This is a genomic window from Chitinophaga sp. YR573 (assembly GCF_900110995.1).
Classification (GTDB): domain Bacteria; phylum Bacteroidota; class Bacteroidia; order Chitinophagales; family Chitinophagaceae; genus Chitinophaga.
Genome location: NZ_FOJF01000001.1, coordinates 2,844,282 through 2,869,596 on the forward strand (window position 1 = coordinate 2,844,282; position 25,315 = coordinate 2,869,596).

The 25,315-nt window shown below is 40.8% G+C and carries 21 protein-coding genes; 19 read left to right on the forward strand and 2 right to left on the reverse strand.

What is annotated here, in order from left to right:
- Window positions 1-11 precede the first annotated feature (11 nt).
- From BMW86_RS12010 to BMW86_RS12100, 19 genes are all read left to right on the forward strand, one after another.
- A complete protein-coding gene (locus tag BMW86_RS12010; RefSeq protein ID WP_089782006.1) occupies window positions 12-1,094 on the forward strand; it encodes a PA0069 family radical SAM protein in 1,083 nt (360 codons plus the stop codon).
- A gap of 544 nt (window positions 1,095-1,638) precedes the next feature.
- Window positions 1,639-2,238, forward strand: coding sequence for a DinB family protein (locus tag BMW86_RS12015; RefSeq protein ID WP_089782007.1), 600 nt, complete (start codon window positions 1,639-1,641; stop codon window positions 2,236-2,238).
- A gap of 677 nt (window positions 2,239-2,915) precedes the next feature.
- Window positions 2,916-3,983, forward strand: a complete 1,068-nt coding sequence (locus tag BMW86_RS12020) for an AAA family ATPase (protein WP_089782008.1) — start codon at window positions 2,916-2,918, stop codon at window positions 3,981-3,983.
- 166 nt (window positions 3,984-4,149) lie between these two features.
- Window positions 4,150-5,352, forward strand: coding sequence for a sterol desaturase family protein (locus BMW86_RS12025; RefSeq protein ID WP_177189233.1), 1,203 nt, complete (start codon window positions 4,150-4,152; stop codon window positions 5,350-5,352).
- Window positions 5,353-5,592: 240 nt separating this feature from the next.
- Window positions 5,593-8,103, forward strand: coding sequence for an SLBB domain-containing protein (locus BMW86_RS12030; RefSeq protein WP_089782009.1), 2,511 nt, complete (start codon window positions 5,593-5,595; stop codon window positions 8,101-8,103).
- 10 nt (window positions 8,104-8,113) lie between these two features.
- Entirely contained in the window at window positions 8,114-9,190 is a 1,077-nt protein-coding gene (locus BMW86_RS12035; protein WP_218149136.1) for a GumC domain-containing protein, read from the forward strand.
- 18 nt (window positions 9,191-9,208) lie between these two features.
- Window positions 9,209-10,531, forward strand: coding sequence for a flippase (locus BMW86_RS12040; RefSeq protein ID WP_089782011.1), 1,323 nt, complete (start codon window positions 9,209-9,211; stop codon window positions 10,529-10,531).
- Window positions 10,532-10,603: 72 nt separating this feature from the next.
- Window positions 10,604-11,182, forward strand: a complete 579-nt coding sequence (locus BMW86_RS12045) for a DapH/DapD/GlmU-related protein (RefSeq protein WP_089782012.1) — start codon at window positions 10,604-10,606, stop codon at window positions 11,180-11,182.
- A 20-nt stretch (window positions 11,183-11,202) separates the two neighbouring features.
- On the forward strand, window positions 11,203-11,985 hold the full coding sequence (locus tag BMW86_RS12050) for a hypothetical protein (protein ID WP_089782013.1): 783 nt from the start codon (window positions 11,203-11,205) through the stop codon (window positions 11,983-11,985).
- Entirely contained in the window at window positions 11,985-12,737 is a 753-nt protein-coding gene (locus BMW86_RS12055; RefSeq protein WP_089782014.1) for a hypothetical protein, read from the forward strand. The genes BMW86_RS12050 and BMW86_RS12055 overlap by 1 nt, the downstream gene beginning before the upstream one ends.
- A complete protein-coding gene (locus BMW86_RS12060; RefSeq protein WP_089782015.1) occupies window positions 12,738-13,478 on the forward strand; it encodes a glycosyltransferase family 2 protein in 741 nt (246 codons plus the stop codon). It begins immediately after the preceding gene.
- A 10-nt stretch (window positions 13,479-13,488) separates the two neighbouring features.
- Complete coding sequence (locus BMW86_RS12065) at window positions 13,489-14,289, forward strand: glycosyltransferase family 2 protein (RefSeq protein ID WP_089782016.1); 801 nt, start codon at window positions 13,489-13,491, stop codon at window positions 14,287-14,289.
- Between the two features lie 11 nt (window positions 14,290-14,300).
- Window positions 14,301-15,377: an EpsG family protein gene (locus BMW86_RS12070; protein WP_089782017.1), complete on the forward strand. Its 1,077-nt coding sequence runs from the start codon at window positions 14,301-14,303 to the stop codon at window positions 15,375-15,377.
- 32 nt (window positions 15,378-15,409) lie between these two features.
- Window positions 15,410-16,468, forward strand: coding sequence for a glycosyltransferase family 4 protein (locus tag BMW86_RS12075; protein ID WP_089782018.1), 1,059 nt, complete (start codon window positions 15,410-15,412; stop codon window positions 16,466-16,468).
- Window position 16,469: 1 nt separating this feature from the next.
- Entirely contained in the window at window positions 16,470-17,588 is a 1,119-nt protein-coding gene (locus BMW86_RS12080; protein WP_089782019.1) for a glycosyltransferase, read from the forward strand.
- Window positions 17,589-17,622: 34 nt separating this feature from the next.
- Window positions 17,623-18,735: a GDP-mannose 4,6-dehydratase gene (gene gmd, locus BMW86_RS12085; RefSeq protein WP_089782020.1), complete on the forward strand. Its 1,113-nt coding sequence runs from the start codon at window positions 17,623-17,625 to the stop codon at window positions 18,733-18,735.
- Window positions 18,736-18,741: 6 nt separating this feature from the next.
- On the forward strand, window positions 18,742-19,677 hold the full coding sequence (locus BMW86_RS12090) for a GDP-L-fucose synthase (protein WP_089782021.1): 936 nt from the start codon (window positions 18,742-18,744) through the stop codon (window positions 19,675-19,677).
- A 1-nt stretch (window position 19,678) separates the two neighbouring features.
- A complete protein-coding gene (locus tag BMW86_RS12095; RefSeq protein ID WP_089782022.1) occupies window positions 19,679-20,761 on the forward strand; it encodes a mannose-1-phosphate guanylyltransferase in 1,083 nt (360 codons plus the stop codon).
- A gap of 76 nt (window positions 20,762-20,837) precedes the next feature.
- Window positions 20,838-22,412 (forward strand): hypothetical protein, encoded by a 1,575-nt coding sequence (locus BMW86_RS12100; protein ID WP_089782023.1) that lies wholly within the window; start codon window positions 20,838-20,840, stop codon window positions 22,410-22,412.
- Window positions 22,413-22,446: 34 nt separating this feature from the next.
- Here BMW86_RS12100 and BMW86_RS12105 read toward each other — a convergent pair whose 3' ends face one another.
- Both BMW86_RS12105 and BMW86_RS12110 read right to left on the reverse strand, forming a co-directional pair.
- Window positions 22,447-23,619, reverse strand: coding sequence for a glycosyltransferase family 4 protein (locus tag BMW86_RS12105; RefSeq protein ID WP_089782024.1), 1,173 nt, complete (start codon window positions 23,617-23,619; stop codon window positions 22,447-22,449).
- An 11-nt stretch (window positions 23,620-23,630) separates the two neighbouring features.
- Window positions 23,631-25,094: an MOP flippase family protein gene (locus tag BMW86_RS12110; RefSeq protein ID WP_089782025.1), complete on the reverse strand. Its 1,464-nt coding sequence runs from the start codon at window positions 25,092-25,094 to the stop codon at window positions 23,631-23,633.
- Between the last annotated feature and the right edge of the window lie 221 nt (window positions 25,095-25,315).

Sequence of the window (25,315 nt, forward strand, 5' to 3'; positions counted from 1 at the left end):
AAATATTAGCTATGACCTTGCCTTTTCAGGAAGGGGTTCCGGAGAACCCTTATTACAAGGGGCGTGGAGCCCAGTTGAATCCTAAGAACAGATACCTGAAAGAGGAGTATGCACAGGAACATGTAGAGGGGATTGATGAGTGGTGGCAGGCGGATGTGCCAACGCAGGTGATAGAGGAGCATGCGAAGACCCTGGTCAATAAAGTGGATAGTGCGGATGTGGGCATGTGGTATTCTATGAATCCTTACCAGGGCTGCGAGCATGGCTGTATTTACTGTTATGCGCGGAATGCCCACCAGTTCTGGGGAATGAGTGCCGGACTGGATTTTGAGCGTAAGATCGTTGTAAAGAAGAATGCTCCTGAGTTGTTGCGTAAATTCCTTGATAATAAGAACTGGGTACCCAAGCCTATATCATTGTCCGGTAATACGGATTGTTATCAGCCGCTGGAGCGGAAAATGTTCATTACCCGACAACTGCTGGAAATAGCGCTGGAATACAAACAGCCTATAGGTATCATTACAAAGAATTCACTGGTATTGCGGGATAAGTACATTCTGCAGCAACTGGCAGCGCAAAACCTGGTTTGTGTGTATGTATCTGTTACTACACAGCAGGAGGACCTGCGTTTGAAGATGGAGCCACGTACGACTACTGCGCAGCAACGGTTTAAGATCGTGAAGGAGTTGAGTGAACTGGGTATACCGGTGGGGGTTATGACAGCGCCTATGATACCGGGGCTGAATGATCATGAGATGCCGGGGTTACTGGAAACGGCGGCGGCGAACGGGGCTAAGTTTGCAGGGTATACTGTGGTACGGCTGAACGATGCGGTGAAGATCATCTTTAATGACTGGCTGTATAAGAATTTCCCGGACAGGGCTGATAAGGTATGGCACCTGATTGAGAGTATGCATGGAGGACAGGTCAATGACAGTGTTGCAGGGAGAAGAATGAGAGGGGAAGGGAATATTGCGGACCTGATAAAGCAGCAGTTTAAGATTCATACGAAGAAGTATGGTCTTAATCAGGAGCGTTTTGAATTCAATACTGAGTTATTCCAGCGTCCACAGATTCAACTGCGGTTGTTCTGATTGCGGACTATACGCAAATAGAAAAAATTTATTAAGAAATATGTGTAAATAAAAAAAATAAAAAATATCTTTGTGTAGCAATAAAAAGAATGAAACGCAATCCAAAAAATACAATTTCAGCGATGTCCTGTACACAAAAGCAGGTCAGTGGTGAATTGCGGGTATGTTGCACCAAATGCTAACGATAAAAGTTACCAAATGATAAAACAAAGGTCCCGCAGGAATTGCGGGACCTTTTGCTTTGTAAGCGCCGAAATGATGATTGAGCAAGAAACGAATTTGATAACTGTAATGTGTATACACTGCCGGAAACTATCGGCGGTGATGATGCGAAAGGATGGCTTCACCTTTAAGAAGCCTAATGGACATGGTATGTAAAATCATAATTAACTTATGTGATACAAACCCGGTCCGTTACAAGGAGCCGGGTTTTTTATTTGAAAGATCCGGATGATGAAAATGGCAATAATAATTCTATAATACGTTATGCGCTGCCCGTACAGAAAGTGGATCAGGTAGGGACATAACCCCAAACAGACAGACCATGAGAAACGTAATTAATGTTGTAAGAGAGGCTTTGCTAACCAACTTCAGGGAGTTGGACACCTGGTTTGAAAAAGAACCTGATCTGTTGCATTTTAAACCGGATGCCGGACAATGGAATATCCGTGAAGTGCTGGAACATATCAGCCTGACAAACTATTTCCTGTTGCTGATAGTAAACAAAAGTACACGTCGTGCGCTGGACCGTAAGAGTACCAGTAACTCGATTATTATTCCCGGTAATTACCAGGAAACATTCAGTAAAATTGATGTGATAGGAAGCCGTTCCTTTGGATGGATCAGGCCTGAACATCTTGAGCCCAGCGGGTTACAGGATATGCGTGATATCAGAGTTTTACTGAAACAACAGTTTGCTCAATCTATGTATAATCTTAGTTTACTTAAAAACGGAGAAGGCTTCCTGGTGCAAACCAATATGTCTGTAAACCATTTGGGTAAACTGGATATCTATCAGTATATCTATTTTCTTACAAAGCATATTGAAAGGCATATCCGTCAGATGCAAAGACTGGCAAACGAGTACGCAGGTGCAGAGGCAGAGAGAGCCGAATCAGATGCAGAAAGCATGTTACTTATATAAGCGGGTCGACCATTTTATATCCTTTGTTGTTAATGCCTCTGTGGTATAATGTAATTGTGATGCCGGTAACTGTATGTTACCGGCATATTGTTTTTATAGCCGCGTAAAAATAAATATGCGAAATATTTGTTAAAATTGTAATAATCAATTTATCTTTGTGGCCTTAACAAATCAATTTATAACATGCTAATGTCAAACACACATATGAACACAGCGCCGGCATCCTTTGCAAAGGGTTGCGGTCGTAGGTTCCGGGCATGTTATAGTTTTATATGAGATAATTAACTTTATATATAACGAGCCCCGGAACCAGTTTCCGGGGCTTTTTTCATTTAGTACTGAATGACAGGAATACCAGGAAACATATACCGTAATGGCTGTGATAGTATTGAAATTTTCAATGCTAAAAGGACAGGATATGCACTAACATAATATATTCGTTAGCGTTATATAACCCGGTCCGTTTAAAAGCAGACCGGGTTTTTTTATAAAAATATTGAGTAGTAAGTAGAATCTGTATTTACCCGGCGGGGTAATCTTACCCTGCCGAATTTATTTTAAGATGATATTGTTTTTGTCTTAGTTTGCAATTAACCCCGTAATCATTACCGGGCGCCTGAGGCGTACCGGTATATGATTACCCATCAAACAACATTGATCATTTATTTAAAACTGAAATGGATAATATTTTACAGCAAAAGGAGATATCAGGGGAACATATTTTCGGGAACGGATTGCTGGACAGCAAAGCTTTTTACCTGTATTACTTTAATGCGGTACCTAATATCAGCTTCATATATACTATTAATGGTGAGAAATCCATGGTGGCCTTTAAAACCGCCTATGCAGACAGTATAGTGGGTGTTTACCAGCGTGAGGAAATCGGTAGTAAAGACAAGGAATACAAACATGACATTGCGCTGATAGTATTGAACAACGGCTGCATGGCCGAGTTTGGAGAAGATTACTGCGAGATCCTGCACAATGGGAAAGCAGATGCCTTTATTAAAGATGTGACTACACTGGTGCGTAAGTACCGGCAAAGGGAGAAACGTAAACAGTACGAGATCAATCTCATTACAATGGGAGATAAGGGGTTGGTACTGAAAAGCATGGAGTTCAAAAAGACAAAGCTTGATCTGAGCCTTTATTATGAAGATGATTTCATGGCGATTGATCAGTTGATCTTTAAGCGACTGAATACCAATGATGATAAAGGGATTGTGCTGCTGCACGGGATTCCCGGATCTGGCAAAACGACTTACCTGCGCTATCTGATAGGAAGGCTGAAGAAACGTGTATTGTTCCTGTCGCCTGCAGTAGCGGGTAATATCATGCAACCGGACTTTATAGACCTGTTAATAGATAATCCCAATACCATCCTGGTGATTGAAGATGCGGAGAACATCATTATGGACAGGAAAACTACGGGTAACTCTTCTGTGTCCAACCTGCTGAATTTATCGGACGGGTTGCTGGCAGACTGTATGAACGTACAGGTAGTATGTACATTTAACAGTGATTTGTCTCAGGTAGACAGTGCATTAATGCGTAAGGGAAGGCTGATTGCCAAGTACGAGTTTGGCAAGTTATCTGTATCCAAGGCACAGTCATTGTCCGGAAAACAAGGTTTCAGTACCCTGATCCATCAGCCGATGACCATCGCAGAAATTATGAATCAGCATGAACCTTCCTTTGAAAAGGTAGAAATCCCCATCGGTTTCAGGGCTGGCCTGCGATCATAGTATCTCATTATCAATGACCTTTTTACAGGGAAATTAAATAGTCTACTCAAATAGTGGACTATTTAATTTAATTGTGTAATATTGTTTCGATTATTGCTTTGTGGCTGTACAGGGCTATAAAGCTATTACCCGTAATTCGAAACTTACAATTGTGCATTTAAATCACATGGCATGGGCCATTCCACTGTTTCTGGGGTTGATGGGCATAGAATACCTGGTTGCGCGTAAAACCGGAAAGAATTATTTCGGCTTCAGTAATTCTGTGAGCAATATCAATATTGGTATTGCGGAACGTCTGCTGGATACTTTTACAATAGGTCTCTTCTATTTTATTTACGACTATATCCACCAGCATTTTGCCATTTTTGATATCAAATCGAGTGTGCTGCTGTGGATTGCTCTCCTGATTTTAACAGATTTTATCTGGTACTGGTACCACCGGCTGGCACATGAGGTGAACCTTTTGTGGGCGGCGCATGTGGTGCATCACCAGAGTGAGGACTTCAACTATACGGTGTCTGCCAGGATCACGGTTTTCCAGGCATTTTTCCGGATGGCTTTCTGGTCGGTATTACCGGTGATCGGTTTTCCGGCGGCTATGATCGTGAGTGTACAGCTGGTACATGGGTTGTACCCGTTTTTCATACATACGCGTACTATAGGGAAACTGGGTTTCCTGGAATATATTTTCGTAACACCTTCTCATCACAGGGTGCATCACGCATCGAATGAGAAGTACCTGGACCAGAACTATGGGGATGTGCTTATCATATGGGACAAGCTGTTTGGGACTTTTACAGTGGAGGATGAGGAGCCGGAGTATGGGCTGACCAAACCGCTGGACAGTCATAGCTTTTTATGGCAGCACTTTCATTTTATCCTTGAAATATTATATACTGTAAAACAAACTAAAGGTTTCAGGGCTAAGCTGAAGGTAATATTTGGCAGGCCGGATTATGTAGACCCTGCTATCCGTCCGAAACTGGAGGAACGTTTCTTATCAAAGAACCGCAGGAAAGCCGGTAACACGGACAGGCTGCAGCATTATGTAGCATGGCAGGTGGGGGTGATTATTATGGTACTCTTCTTTTTCCTGTTGTTTGAGAATTATATTCCAATTTTTGCACAAATATGTATAACGCTGGTGATATTACTGACACTTGTGAACAGTGGGGCCATACTGGAGCAAAGACGTTGGGTATTTCACCTGGAGTATGCCCGGTTGCTGATTGCTTTTATTGCGTTGTTTTACTGCTGGCCGTATTCTGTTCTGTTACTGGCATTTGCTGTTGTTCAACTGCCCTTCTTCCTTTACAGGTCTAACCTGGAGAGGGGTTACCTGCGTCTGCTGTATGGCAGGGCTAATTAGTGCTTTCTTTCTCTGTATATTTAAACTTTTCGAGATTTAACTGTTCTTATTGTCTCCCGGACTTGCCGGGAGACAATAAAATGCTGTGTGGAATTATTACACTGATTTCCATCAAGTTAATATTTATATGTTATTTTTAATAGATTTGCAGCTGATTTACTCTAAATCGGGCTAATCAATAGTTGAATAAGGTATTGAAGAATGTTTTTTTAATCCGAATAGTTTATTATCCGATAATTCATGTTGAAGAAAATATTACTGTTGCAGTTGTTATTGTTGGCCGTTTGCTTTAGTCTAAAGGCACAGATTCCTTCTTCTATGTCTAAGGATCAGATGAGTCAAGTTAAAATTGACAATCTGACTGACGATCAGATTCGCCAGCTGGTTGCGCAAATGAAAAAGAATAATGTTTCTTATTCTCAGATTGATCAGTACGCTGCGCAGAAAGGTATTTCCAGTACAGAAGTGGCCAAACTGAAGGAAAGGATAAAGCTATTGAACCTGGATAAGACACTGGGAGGAGATAATAACGGTTCTGAGGACCCGGATTCTGTTGGCAGACAATATAATTCAGATGATGCTGATAATGAACAGGATTCAATACATCGTTATGAGGAAAGGTACAGGAGATTCAAGGACAGGGAGGCGTTTGAAAAGGAACTGAAGCGGCAGCGGATTTTTGGTACAGAACTGTTCAGTAACAAGAACCTTACATTTGAGCCTAACCTGCGTATGGCCACTCCGGCTAACTACCATCTTGCCGCCAACGACGAATTACAGATAGATGTTTATGGATATTCAGAGGTACAGCACCGTTTAAAGGTGAGCCCGGATGGATATGTGCGTATCCCTAACCTGGGACCGGTATATGTGAACGGACTGACTATCGAAGATGCCCGTATCCGTATTACCAAACAGTTAAGTACTATTTACTCCAGTATAAAAACGGGCAATACATCTGTACAGATATCGCTGGGAAACATTCGTAGCATCCGTGTATTGCTGATTGGAGAGATCATGAAGCCGGGTACTTACACAGTACCATCTCTTGCAACGGTGGCAAATGCACTGTATGTGTCTGGTGGCCCTAACGAAAATGGCTCATTCCGTAATATACAGGTAATCAGGAATGGTCAGCCGGTAGCAACTTTCGATTTATACGATTTCCTGATCCGCGGCGATCTGAGCAATAATGTGGTATTACAGGATCAGGATATCGTGAAGGTGAATCCTTATAAAATGAGGGTAGAGCTTTCGGGAGAGGTAAAACGTCCGGCTATATTTGAAGCGAAAGAAAATGAGACATTACAGAACATCATTGATTTTGCAGGAGGATATACCGATAATTCCTTTAAAGATATCATCAGGGCATTACGTGTAAATAATAAGTCGAGGGAAGTGGTGGATGTGCCGGCAGATAAGGTGGCATCTTTCCAGTTAAAATCAGGAGACAAATTTTATGTAGATTCTATACTTGCCCGTTATACCAACCGTGTTACTGTTTCGGGTGCTGTATTTCACCCGGGAGAATATGCGTTGGAAGAGGGAATGACGGTAGGTGACCTGATAAAAAAAGCGGATGGAGTACAGGAAGTTGCTGCATTATCCCGTGGTATGATCCGTCGTTTGCAGGCAGATTACACGCCTTCTATTATCAGTTTCAATGTACAGGATATATTGAGTGGCAAGCAGCAGATCCTTTTACAACGTGAGGATAGTGTGATGATATTTTCCAAGCTCAATCTGCGTGAGGAATACCAGGTGAAGATTGTGGGAGAGGTGAATATGCCGGGGTATTTTATTTACGGAGACAGCATGCAGCTGGAAGACCTGATATTACTGGCGGGTGGATTAAAAGATGCGGCCAGTCTGAAACATGTAGAAATATCCCGCCGTATCCGTACGGGCGGTGTTTATGATTCTACAGATGTACGTATGGCTATTACGCAGCAGTTTGATATCAATGCTGATTTGTCCGGTACTGCAGCCGGGGCATATTCATTACAACCATTTGATGAAGTAATGATCCGTAAATCTCCGGCTTACAATGAACAGGCAAATATTCAGATTGACGGAGAAGTAGTATATCCCGGTTCATATGCAATTAATACAAAGAAGGAGAAGATTTCTGATGTGATCCGCAGGGCTGGTGGTTTACGTCCCGGCGCATATTCAGAGGGCGCTGTGATGTTGCGTAAGACCTTTATTAATAGTTCTGACAGTGCGCTGCTGCTGAATAAGCTGGAAGTGTTTTATAATAAACTGAGAGACAGTACAGACATTGAGAGAATGCGTGGTACGGTAGAACGGAAAGAGCAGTTGCTGGGTATTCAGCTGGATGAGATTCTGGCACATCCTGGTTCTAAATATGATCTGTACCTGGAAGAGGGTGATATCATAAAGGTGCCTAAGAAATTACAGACCGTGCAGATGTTTGGAGAAGTATACTTCCCTAAGAAAGTACGGTTTGACAGAAACTATACCTTCCGTGATTATGTGCGTGGGGCTGGTGGTTTTACTGCTACCGCATTAAGACGAAGAAGTTATATCGTGTATTCTAACGGAGAGGTAAGGAGTACCAGGAAGATGTTATTCTTTAACAGTTATCCAAAGGTAAGACCAGGTGCTGAGATATATGTACCTGCCAAAAAACAGAGAACAGGATTGAGTAGCGGCGAAGCAGTAGGGCTGGCAAGTGCATTGGCTTCTGTTGCGTTGGTAATTGTTACTATCATTAATGCAACAAAATAGAAAATATTCTATGGAAGAACATAAGCCGACAGCAGATAGTAAAGAACAGATTTCTTTAAAAGAATTGTTGCTGAAAGTCCGGGATGGCTGGAGATATCTGTTGTCCAGGTGGTTGATTATAGGTGTTTTTGCTATAGTGGGAGCTGCGCTGGGATATGTTTTAGCGATAACAAAGAAGCCCAAATATGTGGCGGATTTAAATTTTGTACTGGAAGAGAGTAAGTCGGGTTCTTTAGGTTCGTACGCAGGTATTGCCAGTCAGTTTGGGATAGACATAGGCGGTGGCGGTAGTGGAGTGGGTGTTTTTTCCGGGGATAACATTATTGAGTTTTTAAAGTCGCGTTTCATTATAGAAAAGGCGTTGTTATCTACTGTAAAGATAGATGGCAAAGAACAGACGCTGGCATCTTATTATATAGATATTAACAAGTTAAGGGCAAGGTGGGCAAAGCTTCCGGAGTTGCAGCATGTTAATTATCCGACAGGAGCAGACCGGGCAACATTTACCCGGCAGCAGGATAGCGTGTTGAATCAGTTTTATGAGGATATTGTTAATTTCAATCTGACAGTTGCCAAGAAAGATAAGAAGCTAAGTTTTGTGGGTGTTTCTGTTGTCTCTGGCAATGAGCTTTTCTCTAAAATGTTTTGTGAGCGGTTAGTAAAGGAAGCAACAGACTTCTATGTGCAAACCAAGACTAAACGTTCGAAAGCAAATGTGGATGTTCTGCAGGCAAAAGCGGATTCTCTGGAAACGTTGTTATCCCGCAGAACTTATTCAGCTGCTGTGGCGGAAGATCTGAATCTTAATCCAGCCCGCAGGATAGCATCTGTAGGGTCAGAAATAGCATCACGGGATAAAATCGTTGTACAGACTGTATATGGTGAGGTGGTTAAAAATCTCGAATTGAGCCGTCTTTCCATGTCTCAGGAAACGCCTATTATACAGATAATTGATACGCCTATATTGCCACTGCAGGTAGAGAAATTAGGAAGGGCAAAGGGAATTGTGCTGGGGTTGATTGCAGGAATATTTTTAACATCATTTGTTCTTCTGTTAAGAAAGATGGTGAAAGAGATTATGAGTTAATATCTGAAATTGTAGGCATTGCTAAAAGAACGCATTCTCAGTATTATAAAGAACAGCACCATTAAAAATATCTTATGGCTGCTGTTTGATAAGGTGTTTAAACTGGTGATAGGCCTGGTAGTAGGTGTATGGGTAGCGAGATATTTAGGGCCGGGGGAGCTTGGCAAGATGAATTATATTGCTGCTTACATAGGAATATTAACAACTATCGCGTCTTTAGGTATGGACCAGTTTCTTGTGAAAGAGATTCTTGCCAGACCATTAGAAAAGAGTCAGTTATTAGGCACCGCGCTTATATTCAGGATAATATCTGTTATTATATTATCGCTGGGTTTACTGGGTGTGTTCTACATGATGCATGTTGACCGGGAGTACTACCTGTTATACTTTGTATTACTGTTCACCTTTATACCTACTCCTTTTGATCTGATAGATGTAGAATATCAATCCCGGTTACAATCCAGGAGAACGGTGATAGCAAAGAACAGCGCTTATTTTGTGGGCGCTATTCTTAAAGTGGTATTTATCCTGCTTCATAAACCATTACTGTATTTTGCAGCTGTGGTAGGTGCTGAATCTTTACTGGCTTTCCTTATACTGATTTTGCAATACCAGATAGGCAGCGATGGTTTACAGACCTGGAAGTTCAATCTCGACTTAGGTGGGGAATTACTGAAAAAGGGCTGGCCTTTCATCTTATCGAGTATTGCCATTATCCTGTATATGCGGATAGACCAGGTAATGCTGGGTAACTTATTAAATTCTACCGCTGTAGGGGAATTTAGTGCGGCCGTGAAAATAACGGAGATCTTTATTGTTATACCAATAGCAGTTTCCAGTAGTTATTATTCTACATTGATGAACTCTATCAATAACAATGATTTTGCTGGTTACAGGCGGAAGATGCAGGTACTTTTTAACTGGATGTTCCTGATTTCGTTTGTGATTGCCTGTGGAGTGACTCTCTGCTCTGACCTGATTGTTCATGTTTTATATGGACAGCAGTATGTGGAAACAGCTGGTATTATGAGGATTCATGCCTGGACGATTGTTACCCTTTTCTGGGGAGTAGTATCCAGTCAGTACCTGGTTATAGAGAACCTACAGAATTATAGTTTATACAGATCAGTGATAGGCCTGGTGCTTAATGTGGGATTAAACCTCATATTGATCCCATATATGGGGGCCTACGGATCCGCTGTTGCAACGCTTATATCCCAGCTTGTATCAGCCGTATTTGGCAATTTGCTCTTTAAGCCAACAAGAGTAATTTTTAAATATCAGGTGAATAGTGTGTTGAACTTAATTTTATTAAGAAGGAAAGAGTATCAATATACCTAGACAGATATTTTTAAATATTTAAAAAATCAGGCTTACATATTGCTGTAAGCATTAAAATTTCCTGATTTTAATATGAATATCATCCGCTCATTAAAATTCCGTTACCGGAAAATTGTAAACAGGAACACCTTTAGAAGAGAAGGGGTGAAGTGTGAAGGGTTTACTATTAATGGCATTATTAAAGTCATCAATAAAGGTAAGCTGGTTATCGGTGATAATTTTATTGCTAACTCAGGAGTGGATGAGAACCCGATTGGAGGAGATACGGTATTAAGATTGATAACCCATCTTCCTGAATCGGAACTGACAATAGGAAAGAATGTAGGGATTTCCAATTCGACTATTGTATGCTGGAATAAGATTACAATAGGCGATAATGTGGTGATCGGAGGGAGTGTGAAGATCTGGGATACCAATTTTCATTCCCTGGAACCGGTAATGAGGAACAGTGGCGCTGACACTGATATTAAGACAGACGCTATCGTAATAAGCAATAACGTTTTCATAGGATCTTCTGTAATTATCCTGAAAGGGGTAACGATAGGAGAGAATTCAGTTATAGCAGCGGGCAGTGTGGTAGTGAAAAATATTCCGGCAAATGTTATTGCAGGGGGAAATCCCTGTAACGTTATTAAGGCATTAAACGTTTAGTCTCCAGTAAATAGGATTTTATGAAGAAATATGGTTTATTCGTCGTTTTTCATCAGGACTTAAAACGAGATTACTATGATCCATCCCTCCTATCCAGCTATATATTCGTTAATGTAAATCCTAAGAATGAAGCAGTTGCTAATTATAAGGATTATAAAATCATTAATCAGTATGAGTTTAACCAGTTCCATTCTTTAGGTAAGTGGTATACGGAATCAGAGGTTATCTATAATATTTATAAGAATGCGTATTTATACGAAGATCTGGATTACCTGGGTTTTCTGCAACATGATATTGATTCGTCTGTACTGACTGCGTCTAAAACAGACGACCTGCTTACAAAAGTGGAGCATGTAAACTTTCAGCCTTATCTGTTCAGTACTGACTACAATCAGAAAATACTGATGGACAGTACACAGCCTAATAAGAAGAACGGAAGCGGGCTTAATTGTTATGATGTGATACTGGAAGATTATAATGCATTTTATAAGACTAATTATAAGTTAAGTGATCTGAGTGGTAAGACCATTAACCTATGCGCTTCATTTATTCTGCCGAAGGAAACTTTTAAGGAAATGATGCAGTTTATCTCGTCTATCATTGAAAGTGGTAAACTGGATAATTATGATACGTTAAGGCAATTCAGAATGCAGGGGGGATACCTGGAACGTTATTATGCGGTGTGGCTTGCTTTTAAAGAATTGCAGGCAACTACCGTTGGACTGGTACATCATTTTGAACGCAGTACTGTGCAGGACTCTTTATTGAGTCGTGTACTCAGGAAGATAGGAATTAGAAGATAATGAGCTTGCTGATTGTCACATCAACAGTTTATGTAAACAGTAGCTTTACAGCGCTTACGGACCCCGCTGTCCGTAAGGAGCAATATGTTGATAGTATACTGTTTTATCTTGAAAAACCCTGGCTGACTGCCATGATCGTATGTGATAATAGTGGATTTGATTTTTCTACGGTAGCAACTATTCAGCAACTGGCAGCATCCAGGAACAAACAAATTGAGTTGCTTTCTTTTGAGGTGGATTCTGACAGGGTATTAAAGTCCGGGAAGGGATATGGAGAAGGGGCTATCATGAATTTTATTCTTGATAACAGTCATCTGATTCAGCAATACGATTTCTTTTATAAAGTGACTGGTAGGGTAAAGGTGACAAATATTGATGAGATAGTAGCCGGGGTAACAGCTCCTGTTACTTATTTTGAAAAGGTAGGAGTTAACCTGAACAGGAATTCAAAGGCTGTAGATACAAGGTTCTACAGATGTTCCAAGGATGTTTTTATCCGTTATCTGAGCAATGCGTTTTTAAATGTAGATGACTCTAACGGATATTACCTGGAACATGCGTATTTTGATGCGTTGAACGAGAATGGGCTACATTATTATTATTTTGATAAGGTTCCAATCTATAAAGGGGTTTCGGGGACAACGGGATTATCCCTGTCTCACATGAATTTTAAAGAGCGAATCGTTTATATTATCAACTCTATTCATCGGATAATATATTATAAGGTGATGAACAGAAAGAGCAAATCATAGATGTCAAAAGTTTCGATTATTACAGTAGTATATAATGGCGCCACATCACTTGCAAATACGATTGAAAGTGTTGTGGCGCAAACCTATGCCGATATAGAATATATCATTATTGATGGTGGTTCTACGGATGGTACTATTGATGTGATCAGACAATATGAGAAGTCTGTGAGTATATGGCGTAGTGAGAAGGATAAAGGTGTGTATGATGCAATGAATAAAGGAGCTGCGCTGGCAACAGGAGAATGGCTCTTTTTTCTGAATAGTGGAGACTGCCTGATTGATAAAGATACGTTGCGTAATTTCTTTCGGCAGGAATCCTTATTTCAAAATGCATCTATTGCTTACGGGGATATTCAGCTTACTTATCCAAAACATATTGTGCTGAAACAATGTGAGAGAAATCCTAAATATGAATCTATCTGTCATCAGGCACAGTTTATAAAGAGAAGTTATTTTTTGGAGCAAAACGGATTTAATCTTTCTTATAAAATCTATGGTGATTTTGATTTTCAGCGCAGGGCGTATCTGAAAAGTAAAGATCAGTTGTATTATGTACCTGTTGTGATAGCAACGTATGAAAATGTAGGATTAAGTTCAAAACCATTTTATCATTACTTAAAGGAATACATCAGGGTTGGGAAGAATAATCATGTATCCGGTGCGGAACTCCTTCGTTATTATTTCTATGGGGTTTCTATGTCGGCGCTTACTTTTGTTTTAACCCGTATCCTTAAGAAGTAAACCTTGTGATATGAAAATCAGTATTGGCATCACCACATATAACCGTCCGGAATATCTGCATAGGATGGCAACATCATTGTATAATTGTCGGCATATTGATGAGCATACAATAAGAATTTATGATGATGCAAGTGTTGAGTATGATGTACAATATATAGCGGGGGTATTTCATTCTGCAGGAGAGATTAAACGCAGGGAAAAAAACCTGGGTGCAGATGGGAATATGCATCAGATGTTTGTTGATTTTTTGGCAACGGATGATGATGTGCTTTTTATTGCTGATGCAGATCTGATATTCAGTCCGGCTGCTTTGGATACAATTGTACACCTGCTGCCTGCTACTGACGGGATACTGAGTTTATATAATTCAGTTACACATGCGGTGATTAATGAAGTGGAGATTGCAGGAACGGCCATGTGTACCAAGCAGTATTTCGGGGCTGCGGGAACGGCTTTATCAAGGCAGGTGATTGACTTCATTATAAAGAATGTACCGGTGTCTGATAGTTATGACTGGGACTGGTCTGTAGCGCTTGGTAAACAGGGGACCCGGTTATTATGTCTGAAAAACAGCCAGGTACAGCATATCGGGGCTGTGGGGCAGAACAGTGATGGCACTTTCATCGATTTTGGTTTGAATTTTTACCCTGGTAATGAATTTAATGAAAAGATCCTGGTGGAGTTTTTTCAGAATGCATTAATCAGTAAAGATAAATTTATCAGGAGTGGAGTGGTTTACAACCTCTTACGAAAGAAACTCCGTACTTTGATCAGGATTATAAGACGTAATATTGGCGGACGTCACCGTTGACTTGAAGTATTATGATTTACTATTGTATATTATTAATCCTGTTCTTTTTCTCCTTTCTTGAACTAAGCAAGATCCAGAAGGTCCATAAACTGTACATTCTATTTACGGTACTCGTAATGTTTGTAGTAATAGGCGGGCTGAGGTTTGAGGTAGGAGTGGACTGGTTTTCCTATAAAGATATATTCAGGGATATCACTAATAAAACAGCCAGCACTTATCCACTGGAGCCGCTGTATATCTTATTCAACCTGATCATTAAAGATATAGGGGGGAGTTACCAGCTGGTTGTTTTTAGTGTTGCTTTGATTGCCATTACCCTGAAACTGACCACTTACTTTAAGTATTCCCCTTATGTGATGGCTTCCCTGATGGTCTATTTATCCGTTCAGTTTATGGCTTATGAACTGAATGGGGTAAGGCAGGGATTAGCGGTTGGTATTGCATATACTTCTATTGGCTTTTTGCTGCAACGAAGACTCGTCCCTTACCTGATTATTGTGGGAATTGCCTGCATGGTGCATTACAGCGCTATCATATTTTTACCTTTTTATTTTATTGCTAATAAGGAAATCAGGCTGAGTGTTATCAATATAGGTATTTTCGGTTCTTTGCTGATAGGTATTTTCCTGCAAAGCCTTCTGAAGAACCTGATCACTAATCACCTGACGGGGGATATGTATCTTGCCGCGAAGGTACTCAGCTATTCTGAGGATGATACTTATGGAGAATCTGCTTCATTGGGTTTTTCGGCTGTGCACAGGCTGGTCATATTCTATATTTTCCTGTTGAACAGGGGGAAGTTCTCTATCAGTGATAAGTTTTACCGGCTATTGTTAAATGCGTATTTCATATCACTATTGATCTATTTTCTTCTTTCTCCCATACAGATATTAGCAGGCCGGCTTGGGCTTTATTACAGGGTCGCGGATGTGTTTATCATAGCGCTGTTCCTGGACCTTGGGAAAGATCTGAAAACGAAATTTATAATTCTTGTGTTGATAGCGCTTTATTGTTACTGGGGTGTGAGAACTAACCTGGTACTACCTGATAATGGGTTGATCCCATATAAAAATTTCTATTTGAAGTAATGATAATATAATATTGCTTTTAATTTCAATTGATGAGTAAGAAGATATCACTGGCTGTAGATTGTAGAATGTACAGTATGTCCGGAATAGGTACATACCTGAAAAATGTACTATTAGGATTGATAAATTCTGGTAAATATGAGTTGATTTGTCTTGGTTATAGGGAGCTGGGGGCAGAAGTATGGTTTGATAAAGTGAGATTTATAGAGGTGAAGAGCCGTCCTTTACACCCTTTTGAACAGGTGGAGATATTTTTTAAAGTACCACGTTGCGATATCTATTTTACGCCTCATTTTAACACTCCCTGGATAAAACCATGGAGAGCAGGTAAAATGATTTCCACTATCCATGATGTATATCATCTGGCTAATCCGGCGCAATACAACCGGTTTTTGTTATTATATATCAGAATGCTCATTTGGTTTACGGTAAGGAATACTACAAAGGTCTTTACTGTTTCTCATTTTAGTGAGCGTGAAATACTGCGGTTTTTCCCACATGCAAAGGATAAACTGGTGGTGAGTTATTTAGGGGTATCGGGTGATTTTGATGAAGTGTCTGATGCGGACGTTGACTTTAAATATCTGCTGTACGTTGGAAATGTAAAACCACATAAGAATGTACAGGCCATATTGCAGGCCATGCCGCTGATTGCGGATAAAGAGATAAAACTTGTGATCGTTGGTAAAAAGGATGGATTTTATTCGCAGAATACGGATATGGACCCTCTGGTTAGTGAACTGGGCGACCGGGTTATTTTTACCGGGTACATTGACGATATCACATTGAAGAAATATTACAGGAATGCATCACTGTTTATATTTCCATCAAAATATGAGGGGTTTGGATTACCTGTACTGGAAGCAATGAAGTTTAAAATACCTATTCTGGCTTCGGACGCTGCAGCAATACCAGAGGTAGGCGGGGAGGCAATCTACTATTTTGACCCTTGTAATATCAATATGCTTGCGGGAATGATTGATGAGGTTTTAAGCGGGCGATTATCCTACAATTATGGTTTGTATGATGAACAGATAGGCCGGTTCAACTGGGAGAAAACAATTGATATACATCTAAATACCCTGACGTAATATGAGGATCCTACAACTGACAAAACATTATCCTCCGCATATTGGTGGTATTGAAACCATGACGTACGATCTCACTGAGGGATTGAACCGTGCGGGGGTAGTATGTGATGTATATTGCGCCAATGATCATAACAGCACTGAAGAAGATGAGGTAAGGGGGTATAAAGTTTTGCGTGCAGCACGCCTGGCGAAGATGTTATCTACCTCTATCGCACCTGCTCTTATTAAGTCCCTTTGGAAAGTCAGGAATCAGTATGATATTATTCATGTACATTTTCCTGATCCGATGTCTGCCCTGGCTATTTATCTCACAAGGCCCAAAGCAAAGATTGTTATCCACTGGCATAGCGATATCATTAAGCAGAAAATGGTGCTTAAGGTGTACCTGCCATTACAGAACTGGATACTGAAACGTGCTGATGCTATTATAGGTACTACTTCCAAATATATTAATGAGTCCTGGCAGCTGAAGAAGGTGGTGAATAAAACAACACCTATTCCTATAGGTATCCGTCCTGGTTCACTGGTGGTGAATGATGCAGATGTGCAGATGATAAGGGAGAAGTATGTGGGAAAAAGGATTGTTTTTAGTCTGGGAAGACTGATTTATTATAAAGGATTTGAATATCTGATAGAAGCTGCACAGTATTTGCCGGATGATGTTGTTGTACTGATAGGAGGGGCGGGGGAGCTGGAACTTAAACTGGCCGGCATGGTGGAACGGCTGGGGTTAGCGAATAAAATCGTATTATTAGGCCCGATTTCTCATCAATTGGTAGGCGCCTATTTCAAGGCATGCGATGTATTTTGTCTCCCTTCTGTAGAGCGCTCTGAGGCTTTTGGAATAGTATTACTGGAAGCTATGTCATTTGGTAAACCGATAGTAGCCGCAGACATTCCTGGTTCCGGTGTGCCCTGGGTAAATCATCATCATGTAACAGGGTTGAATGTGCCTGTTAAGGATGCGAAAGCGCTGTCGGATGGTATTCTTCAGATATTGGGTAATCGACCATTGTATGATCAGTTTTCAGCGAATGCGTATAGCAGATTTAAGGAGTTGTTTACTGATGAAACGATGGTTCAACTATGTATAAAATTGTATCATGATATCTTGTCATGATTCTATTGTTTGATAATATTTTTATTCATTTATTATGAAAGTAGCTTTAATTACGGGTGTTACTGGTCAGGATGGAGCCTACCTGGTAGAACTCTTACTGAACAAGGGATACGAAGTACATGGTATTAAAAGAAGGAGTTCTCTCTTTAACACGGACCGTATTGATCACCTTTATCAGGATCCCCATGAGCGAAATGTAAATCTCACGTTGCATTACGGTGATCTTACCGACTCTACCAATCTTATCCGTATTATTCAGCAGGTGCAGCCTGATGAGATTTATAACCTGGGTGCGATGAGTCATGTGCAGGTAAGTTTTGAAACGCCTGAATATACCGCTAATGCAGATGGTATCGGAACGCTGAGAATACTGGAAGCTGTTCGTCTGCTTGGTTTAATAAATAAAACAAGGGTGTATCAGGCATCTACTTCCGAGTTGTATGGCCTGGTGCAGGAAGTACCACAATCAGAAAGAACGCCTTTTTATCCGCGTTCTCCTTATGCGGTAGCGAAGATGTATGCATACTGGATCACTATCAATTACCGTGAGGCTTATAATATGTTTGCCTGTAACGGTATCCTGTTTAATCATGAAAGTCCGCTGAGGGGAGAGACATTCGTAACGCGTAAAATTACACGTGGGGTGGCTAAGATCTCTTTAGGCATGCAGGATAAATTATTCATGGGTAATCTGGATGCGAAACGTGACTGGGGACATGCAAAGGATTATGTAGAGGCAATGTGGCTGATCCTGCAACAGGATAAAGCAGAAGATTTTGTTATTGCAACTGGTATTACTACGCCTGTAAGAGAGTTTATAAAAATGGCTTTTGCAGAAGCGGGTATTGAAGTAATATTCGAAGGAAGTGGTATTGACGAAAGAGGCATTGTGAAAAGTGTGGCAGCTGGTGTAACTGGTGTTGTGGCAGGACAGGAAGTTGTGCAGATAGATCCGCGCTATTTCAGACCTACGGAAGTGGACCTGTTGATAGGGGATCCTACCAAGGCACAGACACAGCTTGGCTGGAAACCTAAATATGATTTGGCTGCGCTTGTAAAAGAAATGGTAGCGGCTGACCTGGAATTATTCAGACGTGAACTGTTGCTGAAGAATGCAGGGTATAAAGTGTTAAACCAATTTGAATAGAAGAGGATGCAACAACAAGATAAAATATATGTAGCCGGCCATAGAGGAATGGTAGGCTCTGCTATTATAAGAAGATTACAGCGGGATGGTTATAATAACATTGTAACGAGAACATCCAAAGAACTGGACCTGCGTAGTCAGCCGGCCGTGAGTGCTTTTTTTGCAGAGGAAAAGCCTGATTATGTTTTTCTGGCGGCTGCTAAAGTGGGAGGTATTGTTGCAAATAACACTTACAGGGCAGATTTCATCTATGAAAATATGATGATCCAGAGTAACGTGATACATCATGCGTATGCAAATGATGTGAAGAAACTGATGTTTCTCGGATCATCCTGCATATATCCTAAAATGGCTCCCCAGCCGCTGAAGGAAGAGTACCTGTTGACAGGTCTGCTGGAACCTACGAATGAACCTTATGCCATTGCGAAGATTGCAGGTGTCAAGATGTGTGATGCCTACAGGGCGCAATACGGCTGTAACTTCATTTCGGTGATGCCTACCAACCTGTATGGACCTAATGACAACTATGACCTTAAGAACTCTCATGTATTGCCTGCGTTGTTACGCAAGTTTCATGAGGCGAAAGAGAATCATACGCCAGAGGTTGTAATATGGGGAACCGGAAGTCCGTTAAGAGAATTTTTGCATGCAGATGATATGGCAGATGCCTGTTTCCACCTGATGCTGAATTATGATGAGGAAGGGCTGGTGAACATCGGTAAAGGGGAAGACATCAGTATCAAAGATCTTGCATTGCTGATAAAAGATATTGTCGGGTATGAAGGTGCGCTGACGTTTGATGAAACTAAACCAGATGGCACTCCCAGGAAACTGATGGATGTTGCGAAGATTAATTCGCTGGGATGGAAAGCAAAAATTGAATTAAGTGAAGGTATAAAAGCGGTGTATGATGAGGTGAAGAGTGGTAAATGGAATAAATAATATGAATACACATAACTACGTATTTATTATGGCAGGTGGTGTTGGTAGCCGGTTTTGGCCTAAAAGCCGCAATACCTGTCCTAAACAGTTTATTGATATCCTTGGTGTAGGGAAATCATTGTTGCAGTTAACCTGGCAACGGTTTCAGAAAGTTTGTCCTGCTGAGAACATTTTCATTGTTACAAATGTAGAATACCGGGAACTTGTGAGGGAACAATTGCCTGAGCTGCCGGAGCATAATATTTTATGTGAACCATCGCGTAATAATACGGCGCCTGGTATTGCATATGCCGCATTCAGGATATGGGCAAAAGACCCTGCAGCCTGTATGGTGATAGCTCCTTCGGATCATTTTATCCTGCATGAAGATGTGTTTGTTGCTAAAATGAAACAGTCGCTGGAGATTGCAGGGAGTAAGGAGATATTGTTAACGCTGGGGATTACACCTACGCGGCCGGATACTGGTTACGGCTATATTAAATATCAGCAGACGGATGAGGCCGGGATACATAAAGTAACGCAGTTCACAGAAAAGCCGGTGTATGAGAAAGCGTTGGAGTTTCTGAACAGTGGTAATTATGTGTGGAATGCAGGTATCTTCATCTGGAGTGCAGCTGCTGTATTAGCTGCGTTTGAGAAATTTGCGCCTGGGATTTATGAGTTATTCAGTAAGGGGAAAGATATTTACAATACGGAAGAGGAGCAGTCATTCATAAATGTTCATTTTCCACAATCGCCTAACATTTCTATTGATTATGCGATCATGGAAAAAGCAGATAACGTGTATACGATGCCTGTAGATTTTGGATGGAGTGACCTGGGTACCTGGGCTTCTTTATACCAGGTAGCAGAGAAGAATATGGAGGGTGGGAATGTGTTTGCCGGTGGGGAAGTGGAGCTGCAGGATACAGAAGATTGTATCATACATGTTCCTAATGATAAGTTTGCTGTTATCCGGGGATTGAAGGATTTTATCGTTGTTGATGATGAAAAGGTGTTGTTGATTTATCCTAAAAACTCTGAACAGGAAATTAAGAAAATTACGGAGAAGCTGAAAGAACAGAAGAAAATCAGACACTTATAATGGCATTTTAATCTGCGTACCGGCGTTATTCAACAGAAAGAAAATATATTTGCATCAGGCAAGCAAATTCTTACTTATGTTCAAAAAATGGATTACCCCTTTAGCCATGTTACTTTCCTGTAGCCTGGCGATTAATCTGTCTGTGAATGCACAAAGCGCCGGACGTCAGTATTCGATAGGTTTTTATCAGGGTACGGCAGACACAACCGGTTATCATTCTTCCCAACGTGATTACATGGTCCAACCCACCTTCGACCTTCCCCAGGGAGATACTACCCGTAAACAAAGCTGGTTGTACCGTAAACTGTTCCGTGAACATCTGCTGGAAGTAAACGGGGAGGACTACACTTTTTATGCAAGCATATTGCCGGATCTGCAGATTGGGCACAGCAGTGTGAATAATGGCACCTGGCTGAATACCCGTGGTGTAATTGCAGGCGGGTCTATTGGAAAGAACCTTACTTTCCGGACAGAGTTCTATGAGAACCAGGGTAAATTCCCAGGTTATATAGATGCTTATGGCAGGGAGAACCTGGTTGTTCCCGGACAGGGACAGTGGAAAGATTACAGTAACGGAAAAGCATTTGACTTCGCTTATTCCTCTGCCTTACTTAATTACAAGGCAGGCAAACATTTCGATTTCCAGCTGGGTTATGATAAGAATTTTATTGGTGATGGTTACCGTTCCATGCTTTTATCTGATGCCTCTTTCAACTATCCTTTTCTGAAGATTATTGCGAATGTGGGACGTATCCAGTATACGACCATGTGGGCACAGTTTATTGATATGAAATACCCTGCATCATCTTATGGTACCGGTTACCGGAAGAAGTGGGGGGTATTTAATTACCTGGACTGGAACATCAGCAAGAAGGTATCTCTGGGATTGTTTGAAGCAGTGATATGGCAGGATTCTGACTCCAGTGGTAAACGTGGTTTTGATGCCAGCTATATCAACCCTATTGTATTCCTTCGTCCGGTAGAGTTCTCTGTAGGATCGCCTGATAATGCACTGATGGGTATCAATCTTAAATATGCCCCATCAGCTAACAGTACCTTGTATGGTCAGTTTATACTGGATGAATTTAAGTTTAAAGAGATCACTTCCGGTACCGGATGGTGGGCTAATAAGTTTGGCGGACAGATAGGTTTCCGTTCCAATAATGTGTTTAAAGTGAAACATCTGAACTTCTTAACAGAAGTAAACGCTGCCAGACCATATACTTATTCCCAGCGTACTACACTCAACAACTACGGACATTATAATCAGCCACTGGCACATCCCCAGGGAGCCAATTTTGTTGAATGGGTAAGTATTGCAGATTACCAGTACAAACGCCTGTTCCTGCGTGGTCAGATAACAGTTGCTAAGTATGGACTTGATTCGGCTGGTATCAATTATGGCAAGAATATCTTTGAATCATATAATACCCGGGCAGAAGATTTTGGCAATCATGTGGGACAGGGATTAAAAACTACTCTCGCGAATGTACAGGGAACGGTTGCTTTTTTATTGAATCCCAAATATAATCTGCGTATAGAATGTTCTGTTACTGCACGTCAGGAAAAGAATAATATGTGGAAGAATAATGAGCTAATATTCCAGGTGGGCCTGCGTAGCAGCTTCCGTCAGTTATACTATGATTTTTAATGTATGGATGAGAGAGTATTGTTTAGATACTCTCTCATTTTGCTACTTCATAGTTTGAATAGATATTATACACGGACGCGGCACATTTCTCTATCGTATAATTCTCCACTGTTTCAAGCGCGTTGTCACTGTAGATATTGTTCTGCTGAATTAAAAGAGACATCTTCTCATACAATTCTTCATCTCCGTCTGAATATAACATACCGTTATAACCATCTTTGATAATTTCCATTGTACCACCACCATTATAACCAATTACAGGAACACCGTAACTCATCGCTTCAATGGTCACTCTTCCAAGTGCTTCGTGTCTGGAACACATTAAAAGGCAATCAATAGATGTGTAGACCGTCTCTATTTTTTCAATATAACCGGTAAATGTTACTTTCTCTTCCATATTATTTTCCCTGATATAATCTACCAGCATGCGGGTATATTCTTCAGGGCCGGAACCTACAATTGATAATCTTACATTATCGTATTTCTGTAATAACATACGGAAAGCAGAAAGTGCTTCCAGCTGACCTTTACCAGGATTGATATGACCTACAATAGCGAATACGAATTCTCCATCTGGTTTTTTATCATGACCTGATTCCAACAGGTGCTGTTTGTTTTCCTGTAATTCTTTCTTTGAAATAACACCATTATAAATAAGGGCTGTTTGTTTTACATGGCATTTCACCACACGTTTATCGTAGATGGCTTTACTGATACCAATTACTGCATCTGCTTTGTTGATCCAGTATTGAAAATATTTATATCCGAAGTTGTATTTTATCCTGTAATCTTCCCATCCAAATTCTCTTACATGCCATATTAAACGCTTGCCAAGAAAGTAGGCAAAATAGGCGCCTATTAAGGTAGCGGTTGAGTTAATATGTATGATGTCACAATCTCTGAAGATAGAGGAATGCTTAAATACGGTTCTCCAGTTATATAAAAACTTAACGCAATCTTTCATTAATTCAACCCCTCTTGTTATCAATCCCATTTCCCTGTTATCACCGGAATGAATTTCATTATAGAAAGGTATAACGGAGAATTTTATATTTTTCTCCCGTGCGATATCTGTAATTCTACCCATGGAAGGAACTACTAAATGAATCTCGATGTTCTTAATGACAGACATCCCTTCCAGTAAATTTAGAAGAGACTTGTTAGCCCCATATAGTTCGGTATAATGTGTGATGTAGACAATCTTCATTTCGGTTGGAATTAAGGATATAGTTTAGGTAAAAACCTGCGTAGGGGGTGTAAGAGGTTGACTGCCTCCAGATAGAATGCTCGATTAAAATATTTGTTCGCAGGTATGATTAGTAGAATCAGGACAAATGCGCCGGATATGGTTTGAGTCAGAGGGGAAAGACCAGGTATATGATTGATAAGTAAGAACGCAAGCAGCAGGCAACATGCTACTTTAAAAGGCTTCAGCAGCAGCCCGAAAAATTCTGAAAAGGTTGCTTTACTGAGTGGATAAGCCAATACACGCCATGAAATAAATAATAACACCGTTATTAATATTAAGTGTGCGTATGCAATTCCCAGAAGGCCATACATGGAGCCTATAATTACGGCAACAGGTACACAAAGGAACATAAAGCAATTCCAGAAGAAGGAAAGCCGCATTTTACCTTTGGAAAATAACAGGGTACCTATTGGGTTAATGATAGATCTTACCATTGCATATGCAGACAGGATCTGCAGCAATGGACCAGCATCATGCCATCTGTTACCAAACACCAGGGCAATCAGCGGGGCTGCGAATACCCCCATGTATGTATAGATAGGGAAATTGACAGACGATAAGTAGTTAACACTCTTTAAATAAATCGACTTTAACATGTTATCATCATGTTGCAGTTTCGCCATTACAGGGAAAGTCACCTGCGTAACAATTGGATTTATTACCTGTGTGGGGCGCATTGATAAATTCTTGGCCACATTATATATCCCTAACATTTCTACGCCTAACAGTTTTCCTATCAGCAGGGTATCTACCTGGTTATAGAAATAGTTCAGCATATTTTCTCCCGACTGGTATAACCCGAAAGAGAGAAAGGGTTTTGTATCCGAGAATCTGAAGTGCATGCCCGGCTTATGGAATTTAATGCCAGATATAATAACCAGTATTGCCCCGAGGAACACGGATACCAGGTATGAGATTACCAGTGCATACACGCCGGCACCTTTCCAGGCCAGTACAATGGCCACCACAAATGATATGAGTTTTGCTGTGATATCCCGTTTTGCTATCTGGTTAAAAAGCAGCTCCTTTTTCATGAGGGCATAAAACTGCTGTTCAAAAGGGAGTATAATAAATGCGGAAGCTATAAGGATGATGATATTCTTCAATTGTGCCTCATGATAAAAGGCGGCGATAGATGGGGCCATTAATAAAATAACAACGAAGAGGGACCAGCCAACGATTATGTTCAGCCAGAAGAGGCTGTCCAGTTGTTGTTTGCTGACCTGTTGATTATATATAATAGCAGTGGGAATACCCATGTCCAGGAATAACTGGGAAAACCCGATAAAGAAAATAGCAATAGCCATTACTCCAAAATCGGCAGGGCTCAGGAATCTGGACAATATTACTACCTGAAGTAGCTGTACCAATGCTCCGATCGCTGATGATAGGGTAGTCCACTTTATTCCTAATATGGCTTTTTCTTTTAGCATTCTTGCTTGATAATGACAGAGGCTCCTATATGAGCATGATGCTCTCAGTGAATAATATAACGTAGCGGAATATGACAGGATATTACGATTTTGCCTTCCGGAACGCTGGATTTATAGTTTTTCAACAAGGGGACCCTCCCTTGAATAGTTTTCAAAAAATCAGATGCTCATAAATCCTCGGATTTATCCTGAATGACGTAAGGAGACCGACAGCATTATTA